The sequence below is a fragment of the Agrobacterium sp. 22-221-1 genome (genome assembly GCF_053522445.1).
Genome location: NZ_JBNWCL010000001.1, coordinates 626,489 through 642,565 on the forward strand (window position 1 = coordinate 626,489; position 16,077 = coordinate 642,565).

25 protein-coding genes are annotated in these 16,077 nt (G+C 58.3%); 2 read left to right on the plus strand and 23 right to left on the minus strand.

Features of this window, described 5'->3' with window-relative positions:
- Positions 1–27: 27 nt before the first annotated feature.
- From ACQZ5N_RS03080 to ACQZ5N_RS03130, 11 genes are all read right to left on the minus strand, one after another.
- The gene (locus tag ACQZ5N_RS03080; RefSeq protein ID WP_448732024.1) at positions 28–201 is read right to left on the minus strand and encodes a hypothetical protein; all 174 of its coding nucleotides are present in this window, start codon (positions 199–201) and stop codon (positions 28–30) included.
- 10 nt (positions 202–211) lie between these two features.
- The gene (locus ACQZ5N_RS03085) at positions 212–1,123 is read right to left on the minus strand and encodes a hypothetical protein (protein WP_448732025.1); all 912 of its coding nucleotides are present in this window, start codon (positions 1,121–1,123) and stop codon (positions 212–214) included.
- Between the two features lie 12 nt (positions 1,124–1,135).
- A complete protein-coding gene (locus ACQZ5N_RS03090) occupies positions 1,136–1,966 on the minus strand; it encodes a DUF2612 domain-containing protein (protein WP_448732026.1) in 831 nt (276 codons plus the stop codon).
- A gap of 1 nt (position 1,967) precedes the next feature.
- Positions 1,968–2,867, minus strand: a complete 900-nt coding sequence (locus tag ACQZ5N_RS03095) for a hypothetical protein (RefSeq protein ID WP_448732027.1) — start codon at positions 2,865–2,867, stop codon at positions 1,968–1,970.
- Positions 2,864–3,229, minus strand: a complete 366-nt coding sequence (locus ACQZ5N_RS03100) for a hypothetical protein (RefSeq protein ID WP_153315451.1) — start codon at positions 3,227–3,229, stop codon at positions 2,864–2,866. Before ACQZ5N_RS03100 ends, ACQZ5N_RS03095 begins: the two co-directional genes overlap by 4 nt.
- Positions 3,226–3,879: a Gp138 family membrane-puncturing spike protein gene (locus ACQZ5N_RS03105; protein WP_153315452.1), complete on the minus strand. Its 654-nt coding sequence runs from the start codon at positions 3,877–3,879 to the stop codon at positions 3,226–3,228. The genes ACQZ5N_RS03100 and ACQZ5N_RS03105 overlap by 4 nt, the downstream gene beginning before the upstream one ends.
- A complete protein-coding gene (locus tag ACQZ5N_RS03110; RefSeq protein ID WP_448732028.1) occupies positions 3,879–4,739 on the minus strand; it encodes a phage protein in 861 nt (286 codons plus the stop codon). The genes ACQZ5N_RS03105 and ACQZ5N_RS03110 overlap by 1 nt, the downstream gene beginning before the upstream one ends.
- 678 nt (positions 4,740–5,417) lie before the next feature.
- Positions 5,418–5,741, minus strand: a complete 324-nt coding sequence (locus ACQZ5N_RS03115; RefSeq protein ID WP_448732029.1) for a phage baseplate plug family protein — start codon at positions 5,739–5,741, stop codon at positions 5,418–5,420.
- Positions 5,738–6,310, minus strand: a complete 573-nt coding sequence (locus tag ACQZ5N_RS03120; RefSeq protein ID WP_448732030.1) for a phage baseplate protein — start codon at positions 6,308–6,310, stop codon at positions 5,738–5,740. Before ACQZ5N_RS03120 ends, ACQZ5N_RS03115 begins: the two co-directional genes overlap by 4 nt.
- Positions 6,310–7,947 carry a phage tail tape measure protein gene (locus tag ACQZ5N_RS03125; protein ID WP_448732031.1) on the minus strand — a complete coding sequence of 546 codons (1,638 nt, stop codon included), beginning with the start codon at positions 7,945–7,947 and terminating at the stop codon, positions 6,310–6,312. The genes ACQZ5N_RS03120 and ACQZ5N_RS03125 overlap by 1 nt, the downstream gene beginning before the upstream one ends.
- Before the next feature lie 166 nt (positions 7,948–8,113).
- Positions 8,114–8,572 carry a phage tail assembly chaperone gene (locus ACQZ5N_RS03130; protein ID WP_035198415.1) on the minus strand — a complete coding sequence of 153 codons (459 nt, stop codon included), beginning with the start codon at positions 8,570–8,572 and terminating at the stop codon, positions 8,114–8,116.
- Here ACQZ5N_RS03130 and ACQZ5N_RS03135 point away from each other — a divergent pair.
- Positions 8,537–8,920: a hypothetical protein gene (locus tag ACQZ5N_RS03135; protein ID WP_448732032.1), complete on the plus strand. Its 384-nt coding sequence runs from the start codon at positions 8,537–8,539 to the stop codon at positions 8,918–8,920. The two genes, ACQZ5N_RS03130 and ACQZ5N_RS03135, sit on opposite strands and share 36 nt — an antisense overlap.
- The gene (locus ACQZ5N_RS03140; RefSeq protein WP_448732033.1) at positions 8,917–9,396 is read left to right on the plus strand and encodes a thermonuclease family protein; all 480 of its coding nucleotides are present in this window, start codon (positions 8,917–8,919) and stop codon (positions 9,394–9,396) included. Before ACQZ5N_RS03135 ends, ACQZ5N_RS03140 begins: the two co-directional genes overlap by 4 nt.
- Positions 9,397–9,409: 13 nt before the next feature.
- Here ACQZ5N_RS03140 and ACQZ5N_RS03145 read toward each other — a convergent pair whose 3' ends face one another.
- The 12 genes from ACQZ5N_RS03145 to ACQZ5N_RS03200 are packed head-to-tail and all read right to left on the minus strand — an operon-like array spanning position 9,410 to position 16,064.
- Positions 9,410–9,844: a phage structural protein gene (locus tag ACQZ5N_RS03145; protein WP_448732034.1), complete on the minus strand. Its 435-nt coding sequence runs from the start codon at positions 9,842–9,844 to the stop codon at positions 9,410–9,412.
- Positions 9,845–9,855: 11 nt separating this feature from the next.
- Positions 9,856–10,998, minus strand: coding sequence for a DUF3383 family protein (locus ACQZ5N_RS03150; RefSeq protein ID WP_448732035.1), 1,143 nt, complete (start codon positions 10,996–10,998; stop codon positions 9,856–9,858).
- Between the two features lie 26 nt (positions 10,999–11,024).
- Positions 11,025–11,507, minus strand: a complete 483-nt coding sequence (locus ACQZ5N_RS03155) for a phage neck terminator protein (protein WP_448732036.1) — start codon at positions 11,505–11,507, stop codon at positions 11,025–11,027.
- On the minus strand, positions 11,504–11,836 hold the full coding sequence (locus tag ACQZ5N_RS03160; protein WP_448732037.1) for a hypothetical protein: 333 nt from the start codon (positions 11,834–11,836) through the stop codon (positions 11,504–11,506). The genes ACQZ5N_RS03155 and ACQZ5N_RS03160 overlap by 4 nt, the downstream gene beginning before the upstream one ends.
- Positions 11,833–12,297 (minus strand): hypothetical protein, encoded by a 465-nt coding sequence (locus ACQZ5N_RS03165; protein WP_153315464.1) that lies wholly within the window; start codon positions 12,295–12,297, stop codon positions 11,833–11,835. The genes ACQZ5N_RS03160 and ACQZ5N_RS03165 overlap by 4 nt, the downstream gene beginning before the upstream one ends.
- Entirely contained in the window at positions 12,297–12,686 is a 390-nt protein-coding gene (locus ACQZ5N_RS03170) for a DUF4054 domain-containing protein (RefSeq protein ID WP_448732104.1), read from the minus strand. Before ACQZ5N_RS03170 ends, ACQZ5N_RS03165 begins: the two co-directional genes overlap by 1 nt.
- On the minus strand, positions 12,686–12,877 hold the full coding sequence (locus tag ACQZ5N_RS03175) for a hypothetical protein (protein ID WP_448732038.1): 192 nt from the start codon (positions 12,875–12,877) through the stop codon (positions 12,686–12,688). Before ACQZ5N_RS03175 ends, ACQZ5N_RS03170 begins: the two co-directional genes overlap by 1 nt.
- 29 nt (positions 12,878–12,906) lie before the next feature.
- Positions 12,907–13,167: a spike base protein, RCAP_Rcc01079 family gene (locus ACQZ5N_RS03180; RefSeq protein ID WP_448732039.1), complete on the minus strand. Its 261-nt coding sequence runs from the start codon at positions 13,165–13,167 to the stop codon at positions 12,907–12,909.
- Between the two features lie 52 nt (positions 13,168–13,219).
- Positions 13,220–13,504 carry a hypothetical protein gene (locus ACQZ5N_RS03185; protein WP_448732040.1) on the minus strand — a complete coding sequence of 95 codons (285 nt, stop codon included), beginning with the start codon at positions 13,502–13,504 and terminating at the stop codon, positions 13,220–13,222.
- Between the two features lie 12 nt (positions 13,505–13,516).
- Positions 13,517–14,467 carry a DUF2184 domain-containing protein gene (locus ACQZ5N_RS03190; RefSeq protein ID WP_448732041.1) on the minus strand — a complete coding sequence of 317 codons (951 nt, stop codon included), beginning with the start codon at positions 14,465–14,467 and terminating at the stop codon, positions 13,517–13,519.
- A gap of 14 nt (positions 14,468–14,481) precedes the next feature.
- On the minus strand, positions 14,482–14,919 hold the full coding sequence (locus ACQZ5N_RS03195; RefSeq protein ID WP_153315470.1) for a DUF2190 family protein: 438 nt from the start codon (positions 14,917–14,919) through the stop codon (positions 14,482–14,484).
- Positions 14,919–16,064 (minus strand): DUF2213 domain-containing protein, encoded by a 1,146-nt coding sequence (locus ACQZ5N_RS03200; protein WP_448732042.1) that lies wholly within the window; start codon positions 16,062–16,064, stop codon positions 14,919–14,921. Before ACQZ5N_RS03200 ends, ACQZ5N_RS03195 begins: the two co-directional genes overlap by 1 nt.
- Positions 16,065–16,077: the final 13 nt, after the last annotated feature.

Here is a 16,077-nt window from a genome sequence, read left to right on the forward strand (position 1 = left end):
GGGGGGCATTATGACGGTTCATCGCCGCTATTTGGGGATGACCCCCCCCTCATCAGGGATCGGCGGCTCCAAAAGCGCTGAGCGAGCCGCTGCAAGGGCGGCATGGTATTCGTCTTCGGCGATCTCTTCTGCGCCATCAGGAAGAAGGTAGCCTTGGCCGTATGAAATGGCCCCATTCAGGTCAAGTGTGTAAAAAATCATGGACATACCCTTATTCATGCAAGGCGAGGATGCGCGGGTCAGTGACGTTATACGGACCAACGGCAGTGTTTTTCATGACAACCAACTGGACCGTGTATGTCAGGGACGGATCGAGGCCGGAGAATCGCTCCCGGAGAGTGATAGACGTCTGTAAAGAATCCTTGTTCACACAGCCAAGATAGTCAGACGTCGAGATGGTGGTGGAGCCCTGCCGCAACTTCATGTAGCCGATTATGTTGCCAAGGGATGCGGATGTATTTCGAAAGGCAACGTAGGCAACGCAATCAAGATAGGTCGTCCCGGTGACTGTAATTGTCTGAGCGACCGTTTCTACGGCATAGCCGGCGTCAGCAATTGCCGTACCTGGTGTAAAGGCTCTGGTCTGCCGCGCCGCGCGCGGGGAGAGGCGAAGAATCGCGGTCCACGGGTTCGATATCACGAAATTCGTGCCGTCATATACCAGTTCAACAACCCGACCAGCCACCATCTCACCGTCGGCAACACCAGCCCCGTCCGCATAGACGATAGGCGTGGCTCCTAGTCCGTTGACATTGATAGTGGGTGCCTTCGAGGTATTGGTGAGCGCGGGTTTAACCCTGATCACTAGGCCTGGGGAGAGAGAGGCCGGGGCCGGCGAAAGCGTGACGGTGAGCGCGTTTGCCGTTCCGGCTCCGTCCACATAGTTAACTTTTCCAGCCTGTATCGCTCTCGCCAGGTCAAGAAGCTTGTCTGCATCCGGTGTGATCCCACTCATCAAGATCATGTTCCAGATGTTGCCGATCGGCCAACCTGCGGTCCAATTGAACAACTGCTGGTCAGCCTCTCCGCACGGATATCCACCCTCCATCTCAGACGACAAGGGTGCACGCGTGTTATCATTGAGGCTGTTCCACGGAACAACACCGTCGGTATAAAAAGCCATGTGACTTTTCCTTTAGTTGCAGAGGTATGGATCGAACGGTTCCGGGCAAAGCCACGAGGAACCGTCACACAGGCCGCCCCAGCCAGCACCGAAACCGAACACCTTGCCGGTCTGGTAATTGATGTAAGGCGAGATACCGGGAGCCAGAGGGAGAACCCTGAAGGCCACAGGCAACTGCATTATTTCAAGAGCCGTTAGAGCGCGACCGGGCGAGATCGCCACGCGCGCGCCACCCAAGCTGGTGACACTCGCAGACGCCCCCCAGATGTGCTGAACGGACGCTGATAAGCTGTCGATATCCCACAGCTGCCGGATCTGGTAGCGACGGGCCAAGAGATACGACCGATAAACCTCATCGTCGGACAGGCAGATGTCGCCAGTTCCAGCCGATGAACAATTGACCCAATCTGCGCCCGGCGTTGCGTCCCTCTGATTGTCGGTCAGGATGAACTCTCCGCCCGTATCACCGTCGAAGGTCAGGATATAGTCGAGGTCGTCAACGTCATCGAATGTCAGAATGTCGCCATCTATCGCCGTGCAGGCAAACCCGCCGATGGGTCTGTTTGGATTGTCAACCCCGCACGAGAACCCGAAGACCGGCGCAGGGACGCAAATGCAATGGCATCGGGGCCAACCAAGCTGGCGTCCGATGATGGTCAACTGATCTCCAACCGCATCCAGAATGTCGAAACGTGACGGTATCTCGCAGGTCTCGATTACCGCATCTGCGATTTGCTCCAAGTCCTGCCGGATGATGGAAAGAAGGTTTGGGCTTTCACGATATTGCGTGAGGATCCGGTTTATCCGCTCCTCTACGAAAGAGCTCTTGTCAGGGCACTCCATGTCAAACCGCCGTGACTGTGATGTTGTCGAGCGTGATCGTCGCGATCTCATCGAAATTGATAGCCAAAGGCAGCGCTGCCAAAGCGTTTGCCACAAGCGCGCCCTGCCCTGTCGTCACTTCCACGTTCGGATAAACGCAGGAGATGATCGTGCGGATCATGTGCAGCGTTATGTCCTGTCCGTTCGCCGGCCGGTTGGTTCCGGTGAGCCCAGCAAAGAGCGTCTGAGCGATTGCGGCGTTGGATGGAGGCGGGCAACCGTCGGCGCCGTTCTGCTTCGAAACTGTGATGGCAAGCTTTATCGGCGTCTCAATCGGGCGCATGATGCTGATCGACCGGCAGAAGCCATCAATCTCCGTCGACACCACCGTGTTGCCATAGCTCGAGATGCCCGGCACGATGTATTGACGCGCGACCGTGGCCACTTCCTCATCAGACCCGCCGAGAGCCGCAACGCTGACAGAATGAGCGGCAATACCGTTTGCGTCCGTGCTGCCGGTGTCGTTGCTGTAAATCTTGGCCCACGTGACGCCGTCGACATTCAGGATCGCACGGTAGAAATCGGCATCGCGCGTGTTGGCAACGCCTGAATTTGTGATTGCCTGCCGAAGGCTCTCGTCTGTCTCGCCCAGCACGCGCGAGATCAGCCGCAGGCGCGCCAGAATATCAAGATTGATGCCCTCCGCCTGTTCCGGGTCGCGAGACTGGTAGGCCTCCTCCCCTATCTCCCACGCCTGAGTGATTGCGTCGGCGCGCAGACCATTCAACTGCCCCATGGGAGACTGAGACGTCTGGATCAGGCCGGGGCCGAAAGAAATGATGTTTGCCGCCTCAAGTTCGGCAAGGATCACCGTCAGGGGTTTGCGTGAAAAGCCGGTGCTGACTACGCCATATTCCGTCATATCTGCACCTCTTCCTGATATTCTGAAATGACGTTGACCGACCGGATAACGAGCCCGCGTGACGCGCGGTCGAACGAGACCGAAAACGAAGTGATTTCCGTCACTCCGTCGGTATCCAAGATTTCAGCCTTGACGACGCTCTCTGCCAAAGCAGGGTCATAGGACTTCCCCAAAATCTCATCGAGCCATGGCACGCCAGCCGTGGTGTCGAGGAACCATTCGCCTTCGAACGTGGAGAGCCGCTGGCGCACATGTTGGCCCACCGCGAGTGTGTCACTCACCACCGCCAGATTGCCGTCAGCGGCCAGATATAGGTCATTGCTGGCCTGATCGATCGCCAGACCGGTGCGAGGGATTGTCATAGCGCCATTGCTCTCAGCTTGGCGGCGATGGCCGCGAATTGTGCCTGATGCGTCAGAGGCCAAATACCGGAGGATGAACCGCTACTGACTGTTGTCGTTTCAGCGCCCAGCAGTTCAACCACTTGCGCCAGTAGATCGTAGATGTTGCCCTCGGCCCCGTAGATACCAACCTTCCCGTCGGGACTGCCCTTGATGCCGAAGCTGCCGTCGGTCGAGAACCGGATGTGTGTGTTCTCCAGGTCGACGTTCTCAAGCGGTGACTTGAGACTGTCGCCGCCGACGATTGTTGCTCGCATATCGGAGAGGCTGAACGATCGAGCATCAGAAGGGGTGCCGTCATCGTCCACGTCGTAGTTGTCCATGCTGCGCATCATCGGCGCGAGCATTACTCTTGTGCCTGCTGGGATGGGAAAGGTTATCCCGGCATTGGCCGTGCGAGGAAGGTCCACAGGAACCTCCAGCAGGACCGGCATGTCTACAGCCTTGCCGTTATGGATCGGCTTGTAGAGCGGCTTCACCGTGGCTGTGTGCCCGTTATAGGAAACAATCTCGCCCGGTATCGGCCCCCACTGTGCTTCCCGCTCCGACTCCGCCTGTCGATCCGTGACGTCGCGCGGGTCGTTCGTGGTCTTCCCGAGGTATCCAGCCATCAGCCATTCACCCCCTGGTCGACCTTGCCGCCCTTTATGGCCTCCGCCGTTATGTCGACTTGGAAATCTCCATCGCGGTTGTCACCGGAATAGGTGACTTCGGAGACACGATACATGCCGTCAGCTGCATTCATTTCGAGCGTTTGGCTTTTGATCTGGATGCGGCGGTTCGGCCTTATCTCCGGATTGAGAAGCGCCGAGACGCGAACCCCGTTATCAGTGATTGCCGGCGTACCGATCATGCCGGTTTCAGGCGTGAGAAGGACGATGCCACCGATGTAGCTGTCACCCGGCACGATCTCCAGCGTCTCGTTTTGAAGCGACCAATAGAACTTGTTGCTGCGCCCGAGCGTATCGAGTTCACGCCGGCAAGACCCGCACATCGAGTAAGGTCGCTTCGTTTCCTTCGGCATACTGTCGGGGAATTTCCATTCGCCGCGGTCGATGCCTTCCTTCTCCATCTGCTTGTAAATCTCTTCGATGACATCCTTCGTCGGCGTGCCCTTCGGGAATGTCTTCGAGATATTTGACCGCAGAAGAGCTTTCTGTCCGTCGCCGCAGGAAATGATGGTAACGATGTCCGCACCGTCTCTCTGGTGCTCCACGTCCCGTACATCGCCCTTGAATATCACGCCGACATTGCCGGAATCGCCCGGCGGTATGTAGCCAGCCTTCAGAGTGATCTTGTCGAACTCCTTGCCCATCGAATTCCGATGGCTCTCGGTCAAGTTCCAGATGGAAATCCGAGCCGTATTGGACTTGGAACTAATGCCCTTGGTGATCTGGAAATCGATCTTGATTTCGTGAAGCGCTATCCCGCCGGGGTTCAACGTTAGGCCACCCGAGAACTCGGCGGACACTTTTCTTAGGTACTGTAAAATGTTAACCTCCCTAACGCCTTACGTTTGGAGATGGAGCATGGGACCGAAAGCTGAAAACCTTGAAGGTCTCACCTTCGGGAAACTCACTGCCTTGACTTACGTAAAGCGTCCCAATGGTGGCGCTAACTGGCTGTGTTCATGTTCATGCGGCGGGCAGAAGGTTGTCCGCGCGAAGTTCCTGAAAAGCGGATCGGTACGCAGTTGCGGGTGTCTCCACGCTGAAGCAGTCGTAACTCACGGCGACAGCAACTCTTCAGAGTATCGGACATGGGATGCGATGAAGCGTAGATGCTACCAGCCCAACACAAAGCACTTTGAACACTACGGCGGGCGGGGCATTATTGTCTGTGATCGATGGCGCGACAGCTATTCCAATTTTCTATCTGATATGGGCCGCCGACCTTCAAAACGTCACTCGCTCGACCGCATCGACAATGACGGGAATTACGAACTATCAAACTGCAGATGGACGCTCCAGAAAATTCAAATCCGGAACCGAAGCAATGCAGTCACATTCCTCTGGAATGGCAAAAGGTATTCCCAAAAAGAGCTCTCTGACATCTCCGGCGTGCCTTTCGGAACCCTCCGCTCCCGCATTGCTAGAGGATGGTCCTTAGAGAAAGCAATGGTAACTTCCGTCAAAGCTATGCCGACCAGTTAGCTAACCAAGGCAGCATCTACTTCATCCTGTGTGGCGTGATAGAAGCGCACATTGCCCTCCGGCAGGGCATCGCGATCCGGAACAGAACCAGGCTTGACCGCCGCAGCGAACATCACACCCAGACCGAAATCGAACGGCGCCAGCAAATCAATGCCCGTCACCACCCGCCGACCGTGAAGCACTGGCCTATCGTCAAGCGAAAGATCAAAGCTCCACCGGTCATTCGTCGGGTTGTATCGCAGCCGCAGCGTCACGCGCGCGCCGTTGATGATCGTGCCGAATTGCTGATCGGCATGATCCGTGATCGTGAATATGTTCATTGCGGCCCACCAAAGACGCTCGACAGGATTGACTGGTTGGCCGGTGCGCTTACCACCCCGGCATCGCCACGCTGAACAGTACCGGTCGCCCGATCCGCAGTGACAGGGTCGCGAGACCGTTCAGGAGATGGTGCGGCAGCCTTACTGCTCTTCTCGCCGCCCGCCTTGCCCCTCTCGTAGTTGTCGCCATCTGGGTCAGCCGCATAAGCTGTCCCGACAAGGATTGCTTCCTGCAGTTCCACCCGGCAGCGAAGGATGGTCGAGAACGATGCATCGCGCTCCGGGTCGATCCGCTTTATCAGCATGTTCCGGAAGATGGCGAGGCCCGTCACCAGCGTGAACGGAACCCGGCTTTCCTGAAACGCAACCAATGCCCCATAGGAGGCCGTAGCGTTCGCCGTTGCGATGTCGAGTGATACCCGCTTCGGCATAACCACGGCATGGTCGGTGATCTTCGAGCCTGTCTCGATCGGGATCTCCGTCATCAGAAGTTCAGAGACCGGATTCTCTGTGATGACGCAATCAATCGGGACCGGCCCAATGAGGCGAGAGAAGGCAATGGCTGGCATTAGAACGCATCGTCCTTCTCAAAGCGCGAGGCGCGACCAACGGCGGCTTGCCCCACAGCACGCCCCACGGCGCCGCCCACAGCCGCGGAGACATTCGGAACGCCGTTGACCACCACGCCGCCAACGTTGACGACAGTGGACTGATCTCGGCTGTCATTGACCGTGTTGTTCACCTCGGGTGGCGTGTTGGTTGCGGCTGCCGCCAGCTTGTCCATGCGGGCTTCAAAACCAGCAAAGACGTTTGCCGGCAGTTCTTTCTGCGCGGGTTCGTTGTACCCGTATGCGGTATCTGGCGTTCTGCTCATTGGCCGCGTTGGGCGCCTGCCTAGAGCCTGATAAGCGGCCGGTGCGTTCTTGGCCGCCTCTTGCGCAACGGGGTCGTTATTGGGGATGTAACCCCCAGCACGAGCTAACGCGTCTTTCTGTTCTTTCGAGCCCATCCACAGCTGTCGACCGAGAAAGCTGTAACCCTGCTTCTCCAACTCTTTCGAGACCGCGTCCTGGTAGCTAATTTCGTTGGTCAACTTGTCCAGCGCACCGCTCGCCGTCGGTGCTATCGCTCCACCGAGCGACTTCATGAAGCCGTCCCAAGAACTGCTCAATCGCTGGATGGACGCTGTCGTGTCGGTGGTGAAGCGCTCCAGATCGCGAAACACAGTACCGTCCACCTCGCCGCCGTTCACCGCTTTCAGGAACTTTTCGTAGGAATCGGCACTCGTCATCAACGACTGCATGCCGAGCTGGAATTCCTGATCGGCAAACAGGTCGACAAGCTTGGCGGTCGGATTATCAGCCATCACTCGCCGTGAGATACGGACGTATGCCTCGATCGCGCCCTCGCCTGCCTTGACGGCCTTATCGACCTCGTCGCGGATGTTGACGCCGAAGTCGCTGAAATTCTTCTCTGTCTCCTGGCTGAACATTTTCGCGAATATGTTCTGAGCCTGAGTTGCTGCCTGCCCCGCCGATCCGGTGTCCTCGCGAAGGGTCTGGAGGATCGCGATGAGCTTCTGCAGACCTTCCTGCCCCGAATAGCCGAGGTTCGCAAAGGAGTTTGCCAGCGTCGGGATAGATGCCGCCATGTCCTTCAATTCAAACTGGCCAGCCTTGCCGCCCGACACCATGATGTCGAACGCCTTCTGAAGATCTCCAGCTTCGATTTTCAGAGCCGACGATGCTTTCTGCGCCGTGTTGGCGATGTCGTTGACAGCCGCGCCGGAGGCTTGAGCCGTAGCGAGAACCGACGGCAGAAACGCCATAGCCTCGTCAAGGTCCATACCTGAGGCCGTGAGCGTGTCCAAGCCGCTTACAGCTTCTTCCAAAGGCAAGGCGAAGCGCTTGGCAAGCGCCTGCACGTCATCGGAAGCCTTGACGGTTTCCGCCACGGTGGCCCCGGCCGTGGTGCCGATGCGGCCCATCTCGCGCTCAAAGGCGGCGAAGTTCTTCACCGCAGCTGTTCCGACAGCGATAGCTCCCGTTGCCACGACTCCAGCAGCTATGCCCAGTGCGCGAACGCGCTCGGATGTCTTCTTTGCACTGCCTTCGGCGTCATCCATCCCCTGGTTGAATTTCTTGAGGTTTTCTTCGCCCTCAAGCTTGAAGCCAAGGATGTTGACGAGTTCTCCGGCAATGGTCATCGCGGGGTCCTTGGCCTGATGGCTTTCTCAGCCGCAGCTAATCTGAGGTCGAGTATTTCGTGCATGTCCAGCAACTGCTTGAGCGTGATCTTTTCGCACTCAAGGAAGCTGCACAGTGGCGGGTTCGATAAGGCCGGACGGTAGATGAACAGATTGACGTTCGGCGCTACTTTCCGGACTTCGCGGTCTGTAAGACCTCCATCAGCAGCCCGATGATTCCATTCGGGCGTCTTCCGGTAAAAAAATCGCGGAACTGCTCCTCAAGGACGAACTTCATCAGCGGGATGATATTTTTCTTCTTGTCTGTGAAGTCGCCATCGAGGTCGCAAGACTCATAGTCTCCGGATGGTCGCTTGATGGAAGCGATAGCGACGATGCGAGCAGCTAGAGCGGAGATTTCCTGGCTGGTAACGCGTGACAGGATATCCGAGATCGCCGCGAGAGCCGCCACGTCGGCCATCATCTGTTGACCTTCACTATCGGCTTGCAAAGAAAGGATGATCGCGGGCAGACGGTTGGCCGCAGGTCCTAACAGCCGAAGGATGTCAGCATAAAGTTCGATAGATTCAACTGCTGGGAGTGGATCGACATGATATTCAATCCCATCTATCTTGCGATCGGCCATTCAAATCTCCCGGAGGATTTCTATTTGCGCGCTGCTCTAGTCGCTTCAATTGCAATGCTGGTTGCCAGCCCTGCCGCCGCTCAGGAGGTAATCTTGGGCAGAACAGGGTCTGAAAACGTGTTTGTCTGGAAGGACTCGGACGCCCAGAGCGAGGCGTTCAAGCTTATCCAGGCTGAGGTCCACAAATCGAACCCGACGCTGGTCTTCCGGCTTTTGGCCTGCATGGTTCCCGTCGGCACCAAGGCCGTCATCACAGACATGGGCTTCGCGTCTCACACCATCCTTGTCACCAGCGGGGAGGACGCAGGTTGCCGCGGCGTAATTGTCAGGGAAGACGTCCGCAAATGAATGCAGCAGTTCTTCTGGCTTGCGTCGTGGCAGTTGCCGCGCCTGCCCATGCCGCTGAAATCTCCGGTCGCGCGTCCGTTGTGGACGGAGATACGGTCGAGATCGCTGGCCAGCGCATCCGGTTCGACGGCATCGATGCTCCCGAGTCCCGTCAGGTTTGCCGCACCTCGTCTGGTGAAGCCTACCGGTGCGGCCGGGTGAGCGCAGACGCACTCGACAAGTTCCTTGCGCAGTCTCGCCCGACCTTCTGCACTCCCAAAGGGAAGAGCTATGACCGGATCGTGGCAGTCTGCCGGCGCGCAGATGGCGCCGACGTCAATGCTTGGATGGTTCTGAATGGGCATGCCATCGACTGGATCAAGTATTCCAAGGGCCGATATGCCGACGAGCAGCGCGAAGCAAAAGCCAACCAGCGCGGCGTCTGGTCAGGTGAATTTCAGATGCCTTGCGAGGTCAGAGGGTCGCGTTGCCGCTAACCCTCTGAGATTGTCACCCATTGGGAATTTCAGGGTTCCATTCGCTTGTCCAGAGAACCCACTCGCGTACCGTCGCATTGACGCCCTTACTGTCTGCCGGGGCAGTCTGGATGTAGCACTTGTCAGCGGAGCCGCCCTCACCCGAGGCATTGTCGATGAAGGCGAAAGGGAACGCCGCAGCTGTGCCGCCCAAAGCCTGCTGACGCTTGAGTTTCTGCATCAAGAGGCGGTGCGTGGCGCTGGTATGCTGCAGCTTGATGCTGATGGACGCTGCCTTGTTTGCCGAGATCGAGAATATGCCCGAACCATCGGCGCCGATAAGACCGGTGCCTTTGTCAGAACTCTGGGTGACAATGATTGCGTCATCACCATCCCAAAGCCCCTGGATCTGCTGGCCGTCAACCGTACCAGTGACGTTGACCATGCTGTATGCGGAAGTGTTTGCCATTGGTCAGCTCCTTAGAACGTCATGGTATAGTTGATCGTGACATAGTGCAGCGCGCCGGCGTAGCGGAAGCGAACCGAGATTGCCGGTGCGATACGGGCCTTGCGCTGGCTGGCGGGCACGGAGAACACTGACGGGACCGTGATCTCGACAGCCGCTTCATATTCACCGGTCTCCGGGTTCAAATCCTGAGCGATGATGCCTGCGCGGTTTGCCTGCTGCATGACCATGCGGGCCGCCGATGCAATCTGCTGCATGCCGCTGTCATCGAACTTGACGCGCGCATTGTTGAGCAGGATGCCGAGCGTTTCTTCTTCCGTGCGCGCGATGATCCAGTCCGTTGCGTGGATTTCATCCAGAAAGACGTTCGGCGTGAGCGTCGAGCCTTCCACGACGAAGTTGCGCCCGCCGATGTTGATGTAGGTGTTGGCGCAGTGGCCGGCAGTGATCGACTGCCCGATACCGGGCGTAAATCCCGTAATCGATGTTACAGCGGCAGATCCGACATTGACCGGCGCCACGCTCGAAAGATACTTGAACTTTGCCGTGTAGGCGCTTTCAGCATCATCAAAATTGCGCGTCGACATATAGGCTGCGAGCGCGATAGCGGGGTATTCCGCAGCGTCAGAGTGATAGAAGACAGCAGAGCGATCGACAGTGCCCTTGAAACGGGCCGCGATGTTCGCTGTATCGGATGGAGAAAGAAGGCCTGCAGCATTGGTATCGATGATGGCGATCTTGTTCTTTGCCTGAACCCAGCTCACGAGGCCATCAAGCTTGGCCTGGTCGCGCAGAGCCGATTCCACCGTGATCAGGTAGAAGTCGGAATCGTAGGCATAAATCAGGTCAAGCTGGGCGATCAGGAGGGCTGCGCTCGTTGCCGTGGTAGCATCGTAGTAGGCAATCTTGATCGAGATCGGGCGCGGGTTCTGCGAGAACGCTTCCGCCGCAGCCTTGTAGGCGTCATCGGTCGTTGCGAAGTCGGCCGCCACCTCTTCAAGGGTGGCGTAAAGCTTGGTGCGCGTGGTAGCGTCTACCTTGCCCGCCTTGGCGACTGACTGGAGAATGAGGATGGTCCCGAAGCCACGACGGCTGGGGAAAGCATCTTGGCGCGAGAGCGTCACATTGACGACCCGCGAGTAAGGCAAAACAGCCATACCAGTTTCCTTTCAGGTGGTTGGGATCAAACCCGTTCGAAGTTGAATTCTGTCTGCTCGATCACATCGAGCAGGAAGCCGTCTCGCGTCAGCCCTCTGACGAAGAGGTCGAGCTGGGCGCGCGGTTGCCACTGATTGTTGATCCAGTCCGGAACGTGGCGGATCTGCGAAACTTCATGGACGGTCAGGCTGGGCAACATAGGCTCCATCACCTGAGAAAGCTTTGCAGCCGACCTGATGCCGCGGAGATTGTCTGTAGGATTGCTGCCATAGGCGTGGACGGAAAAACTCCACTCGACCTCGATGACGGGCGTGGCCTTCACATCGGCTCCCTGATCCGCGTATTCGGTGACCTGCTCATGAGCACGGATGTCCCGGGTGCCAAGCATGTTCACCATGTTGTAGGGCGTTGCCGGGGCTGTACCGGATTCGTAAGCCTTGATCGTCGTGGTGCCTGTGACAGACTTCACCCACCGAACGACCTGGCTGTGTGCGTCTCTGTCGTTCATGGTGTTGTCCTGCCCAACGCTGCGCGGTAAAATGCACCCTCGTCACGGGGCCAGTCGAACAACACCCGATAGGTGATGCCCTTGTGGGTGATCACGTCGTCTACGACCAGTGACGACCGGCTCCAGCATAGCCAGCGAGCCTCCGTCCTGATGCCTTCCGGTACATCCATCAACTGGTTGCCCTTGATAGGCTGGATGGCTGCCATGATTGGATCAGTAACCGGCCCGCCGGGAACGTATTCGCCGTTGTCATCGTAGTTGCCGGCGGCAGTGCGCGTTCGTGTCATCAGCACAGATTCGCCGTCTATCGCGATTGCAACGTCGATCATGAGTTATCCGCCTTGAAGGTCACAGCCGCCCGCATCTCGCCGCTGTCAATCAGCGGGTTGCTGGAGCCCTTGATTTCAATCGTCACAGGACTGTTTGGCGGGCTGGACAGAGAGGTTATCTCCTGCTGAATATGCCCCTGCGCGAATATCCCAAGCTTCTGCATTGTCTGGTGCAAGGTCGTCTCACCTCGAACAATTTTCGACGCCGAAGAGCGCATAGCGGTAACGTAGCGGATCTGGTTCGCGCGCATCGCATTCCGCATGAATGGTCGCTCTGGTATAGGACCGCCCCATCCGCCACCAGATGCCCCGCCCCGCGTGCCGAACTCATTCCAGATGGCCTTCTGGATGTTGTCGGCATCAGCTTCACCTGCTGGAAAGCCAACCTTAACCCGCTGCGGCCCCGGCAAAGTGCGAGGCACCTTGACGAAGACCTTGCGGACAACACGGGACGTAAGCATCAGACCACCATGGGCGACGGGAAATTCTTCTTCAGGAGAGCGAGGTATTCTTGACCGTAGACGGTCGCCGTGTAGCCTGTGGCCGCGAAACCGCCCACACCTGAGCCTGGAGTGGCGAACTCGACCTCGACGTCACCAACCTTGCGGCGGCGAACAGTGCCCGTCCCTGCGCTTCCTTGACCTGATACGCTGCGCCCCGGCTCGCCTTCAAGGGTAAGCTTGTGCGCAGTCAGCAGCATCTGCGCGCGCGCCCGATCCCGCTCAAGCCACGTATCGCCCACCTCATCGAACGCTTCCTGCAAGACGAGCTGGATCAGCGCGTCACTGACCGGTGCGAATTCCGGATATCGGGCCTTGAATGAGGCGGGTGTCGGAGGGGTATAGGCCATCACTCAGCCTTTTCGGTCTTGGCGGCCTTTTCCTTGACGACCTCGATAACCTCGGCGGCAAGCCACGCCTTGACGACGTCATTGTGCTGGAGCACGTCGAAGTTATCGACAGAGACAGTCGCGAACGGGTTGATCGTCGGTCCACCGGGGATCGGAAGCGGCGCGTCGTGGTTCGATTTAATGGTGGTCATGGCGGTGCCTCACGTTGGAAGGATGGTGATCAGACCAGAATCTCAAGGTTCGTCGCGGTGGTGCCGGTGGCGTGCACGCGGGTCACGGCAACCAGAATGGTCTCGCCGGCGTCGATATAGGTGTTGCGAACAACATTAGTATTGGTGCTGAAGCGAAGCGTTCCAGCGGCTCCATCCGGGCGGCAGCGAATGGCGCGGCCGGGTTCAGCCAGATCGGTGGTATCGTTCGGTGTAACAGGGACAAGATCGGAGGCGACGTTCAAGCCTCGATTGAAGGGGTTCGTTGCCATGTCGATCTCCGTTGGAAAGGTTTCCCCGGCAGTTGCCCGCCGGGGGTGGTGATTACTCGGCCAGCTTGGCGTAGATCAGAGCCTGAAGCTTCGCATCGGAGATGTTCTTGGCGTAATCCAAGCCCAGCTCATCAGCCTGCTTTTTCAGTTCTTCTCGGTCCAGCTTCTCGCCAGCGTCGACTGCCTCGCCGTCGAACTCGAACCAGCCGGTGCCCTTGGACACCTTCAGTTCAACCTCGGAGATTTCGACCTCGACGGTTTCGCCCGGCTCAACCAGTACGGCGCCGGCGACAGCGTTCAGGCCGCGGGGACCCTTGGATACGTTGGTAACCTTCATTGCGGGCTCTCCTTAAATGCCGTCGAGGTAGCGAACTGCCTTCGGACGGCGGATGTCCACGCCGCCGACACGGAAGATGCCGGGGACGTCGAAGCGGATCGGGCCTGTCTGCCAGACTGGCAGGAAGCGGAAGGGCATCGGCAGGTGCATCTTCAGGACTTCCGGGGAGCGGCGATACGCGACCATGCGCTTCGTGCTGCCGGCGCCAGCCGTATCGAGGTAGCCGAACACACCGCGAATGGTGAGCGCCTGCCCCGTGGTGCGGGTGTAGATGTTGTTGCGCTCGATCCATTCGAGGATCGTGGTCTGGTTGACGGCGTCGATGCGACGGGTGGAGAGATCGAGCAGCACCGTGTATGGCAGCAGGAGCGTATCGGCGATTTCGGCGCCGAGCGTGCCGGTGAAGATGCCGGTTAGCTGACCGTTGATATCCCGCAGAACCTGATCCGGCGTCTTGCTGGCGAATGTCGTTGCGGAACCAGTACCGTCTGCAGGCGCAGTGGTCGCGGTCGGGGTCGATGCGTTAACCAGACCGGTGAAGCCTTTGCCGGTATCGCCCACCATGGCAACCTGGTCGATCTTCTCTTCAGCGATACGACGGGCAAGAGTTGCCTTGTCCGCTGTGAGGTTCATGCCGAGAAGCTGAGCCGTGCCGAGTTCTTCCAGATCGTAGCCATAGCCGATCGCGGCCATGCTGACGCTGGTTTCGAACTTCTCGCGGGTCAGGGCGACCTTCGGCACATCCTGCGCGTTGCCGTGGAACCATTCGGCTTTGCCAACCCCATCCATGGAGAAGTAAGTCACCGACTGGATCCACTCGGGCGCGGATGTGTCGACCGGCATCAGGCTCTGGTACTGAATTTCCTGATACCGCATCTGGTAAACCGTCGGCTCGATAAGAGAAGCCTGACGGATCAGGAAGCTCATCGCGACCTGCTGCGCATCGTTCATATGCATGTTCATCGTGCTTGCTCCTGTTAGCCGAGGCGCAGAACGGCGAGGCCGGCACCAGAGGTGCTGGTATCCCACTGCGCGCCTGCGATGAGGGTGTTGGAAGTCGACGTCTTGGAAAGAACGCCGGTCGCCGGGGTGTAGTAGACGGGATCACCGACGGCCACGGCTTCAGAAGCCTGAACGACGATGACGCCCTTCTTGATGACGGCGACGTTGTCATACTGCTCGTATTTGCCGGTCGGGCGCGTGGTGTCGAGAACGGCGATGCCGGCAAACTTGACGGTCGCTTCCGAGTCCACAACCTGGTTGTCTGCCGTGCCCTGCACGCAGACCTTGCCGAAGCCGATGCCTTCAACGTCTTCCGCGATGCGGGTGACGATGTCGTTCGGCTCCATGTTGGGGATCATGCCCTCAACCCAGCGGGCATGAGTGGCCGTATAGTTGGTCTGGATCGCAGGCATTATGCGGCCCCCTTCTGGTTAGAGCCCATCCATGCCGACGTCAGATGGTCGGTCATGGCCTTGTGGGCCGTGCTTGTGTTGTTGGCATCCGTCTGCTTGACGCCGTCCTTGAGGACCTGCGCGAAGGGATCGGCGGCCTTGACGTCCTTGGCGATCGCCCGGAACATGCCGGTGATCATGTCGTCGGAAGCATCCTTGACCATCTCGTCACCGAGCTTGGACTTGACGGCAGCGCGGCGAAGATCGGCGTCGGAGCCCTTGATCTCGATCTTGTTATCGATCGCCGTGACGATCTGAACAAGCGTGGCGCGATCAGCGACCAGACGGTCGAGGTCTTCCGGCTTGATCTGGCCGTCCTTGAGCTTCTGGTTTTCGGCCTTGAGTGTGCCGATCTCCTGATCCTTGGTTGCCAGCGCCGCCGTGTGGGCGGTATTGGCGTCAACGAGCTTGGTTGCGGAGGATTCCAGATCCTTCTGCAGCTTTGCGATAGCCTGGGCGCCCTGGTCGGTCGTCTGAACCGACAGTCCGTCCACGACCACAGTTCGAAGTGCTTCAGTCATGTCGACTGTCTCCTTGTCAGTGGTGATAATCGGGGCGGCGCCCCACTTGATCGCACTGTCACCAATGCGAAGCTCTTCCCCGCCGCGTGCCTTGTCGACAATCGCAACGTGGTTCATTTTGAAATCGGACATGATGGCGTCGAACTGTTCGCCCGATGGCGTGACACCATCCGCGAACCTGATCTCGGCGCTGTAGCCCATGGAAAGCTCGCGCTTGCCGTCCTCGACTGCCTTCAGTGCCTTGGCATCGCGCAGCATCATCGGGACGCGAACAAACTCGCCGTCCCGCAACACGTCATCGCCCACCTCGCCCACGGCAAGGTCTTTCCATGTGCTGGCATTCACGCCATTCTTCGGGTGATCGAGGGTAACAGGCACGCCTGCGTAACTGGCGATGGCATCCTTCTTGAAAACCTCGCTTTCAGGCCTGTAGACCCGCACAATGGCTTTATCGTTCATGCCTACCTCGGAGCCGAGATAAAGCTGAACGTTGCCTGCACGGGCCACCTTGGCCGAAAGCACGCCATAGCCATCCTCCGTCCGACGGATAGCCCCGTCGAGCGCAAGTCGATCAGTGAATTGCATTGCCTTTGACCTT

Coding starts and splice junctions, on each gene's coding strand:
- ACQZ5N_RS03080 (WP_448732024.1), bottom strand. CDS start 201: ATGATTTTTTACACACTTGACCTGAATGGGGCCATTTCATACGGCCAA.
- ACQZ5N_RS03085 (WP_448732025.1), bottom strand. CDS start 1,123: ATGGCTTTTTATACCGACGGTGTTGTTCCGTGGAACAGCCTCAATGAT.
- ACQZ5N_RS03090 (WP_448732026.1), bottom strand. CDS start 1,966: ATGGAGTGCCCTGACAAGAGCTCTTTCGTAGAGGAGCGGATAAACCGG.
- ACQZ5N_RS03095 (WP_448732027.1), bottom strand. CDS start 2,867: ATGACGGAATATGGCGTAGTCAGCACCGGCTTTTCACGCAAACCCCTG.
- ACQZ5N_RS03100 (WP_153315451.1), bottom strand. CDS start 3,229: ATGACAATCCCTCGCACCGGTCTGGCGATCGATCAGGCCAGCAATGAC.
- ACQZ5N_RS03105 (WP_153315452.1), bottom strand. CDS start 3,879: ATGGCTGGATACCTCGGGAAGACCACGAACGACCCGCGCGACGTCACG.
- ACQZ5N_RS03115 (WP_448732029.1), bottom strand. CDS start 5,741: ATGAACATATTCACGATCACGGATCATGCCGATCAGCAATTCGGCACG.
- ACQZ5N_RS03120 (WP_448732030.1), bottom strand. CDS start 6,310: ATGCCAGCCATTGCCTTCTCTCGCCTCATTGGGCCGGTCCCGATTGAT.
- ACQZ5N_RS03125 (WP_448732031.1), bottom strand. CDS start 7,947: ATGACCATTGCCGGAGAACTCGTCAACATCCTTGGCTTCAAGCTTGAG.
- ACQZ5N_RS03135 (WP_448732032.1), top strand. CDS start 8,537: ATGATATTCAATCCCATCTATCTTGCGATCGGCCATTCAAATCTCCCG.
- ACQZ5N_RS03130 (WP_035198415.1), bottom strand. CDS start 8,572: ATGGCCGATCGCAAGATAGATGGGATTGAATATCATGTCGATCCACTC.
- ACQZ5N_RS03140 (WP_448732033.1), top strand. CDS start 8,917: ATGAATGCAGCAGTTCTTCTGGCTTGCGTCGTGGCAGTTGCCGCGCCT.
- ACQZ5N_RS03145 (WP_448732034.1), bottom strand. CDS start 9,844: ATGGCAAACACTTCCGCATACAGCATGGTCAACGTCACTGGTACGGTT.
- ACQZ5N_RS03150 (WP_448732035.1), bottom strand. CDS start 10,998: ATGGCTGTTTTGCCTTACTCGCGGGTCGTCAATGTGACGCTCTCGCGC.
- ACQZ5N_RS03155 (WP_448732036.1), bottom strand. CDS start 11,507: ATGAACGACAGAGACGCACACAGCCAGGTCGTTCGGTGGGTGAAGTCT.
- ACQZ5N_RS03160 (WP_448732037.1), bottom strand. CDS start 11,836: ATGATCGACGTTGCAATCGCGATAGACGGCGAATCTGTGCTGATGACA.
- ACQZ5N_RS03165 (WP_153315464.1), bottom strand. CDS start 12,297: ATGCTTACGTCCCGTGTTGTCCGCAAGGTCTTCGTCAAGGTGCCTCGC.
- ACQZ5N_RS03170 (WP_448732104.1), bottom strand. CDS start 12,686: ATGGCCTATACCCCTCCGACACCCGCCTCATTCAAGGCCCGATATCCG.
- ACQZ5N_RS03175 (WP_448732038.1), bottom strand. CDS start 12,877: ATGACCACCATTAAATCGAACCACGACGCGCCGCTTCCGATCCCCGGT.
- ACQZ5N_RS03180 (WP_448732039.1), bottom strand. CDS start 13,167: ATGGCAACGAACCCCTTCAATCGAGGCTTGAACGTCGCCTCCGATCTT.
- ACQZ5N_RS03185 (WP_448732040.1), bottom strand. CDS start 13,504: ATGAAGGTTACCAACGTATCCAAGGGTCCCCGCGGCCTGAACGCTGTC.
- ACQZ5N_RS03190 (WP_448732041.1), bottom strand. CDS start 14,467: ATGAACATGCATATGAACGATGCGCAGCAGGTCGCGATGAGCTTCCTG.
- ACQZ5N_RS03195 (WP_153315470.1), bottom strand. CDS start 14,919: ATGCCTGCGATCCAGACCAACTATACGGCCACTCATGCCCGCTGGGTT.
- ACQZ5N_RS03200 (WP_448732042.1), bottom strand. CDS start 16,064: ATGCAATTCACTGATCGACTTGCGCTCGACGGGGCTATCCGTCGGACG.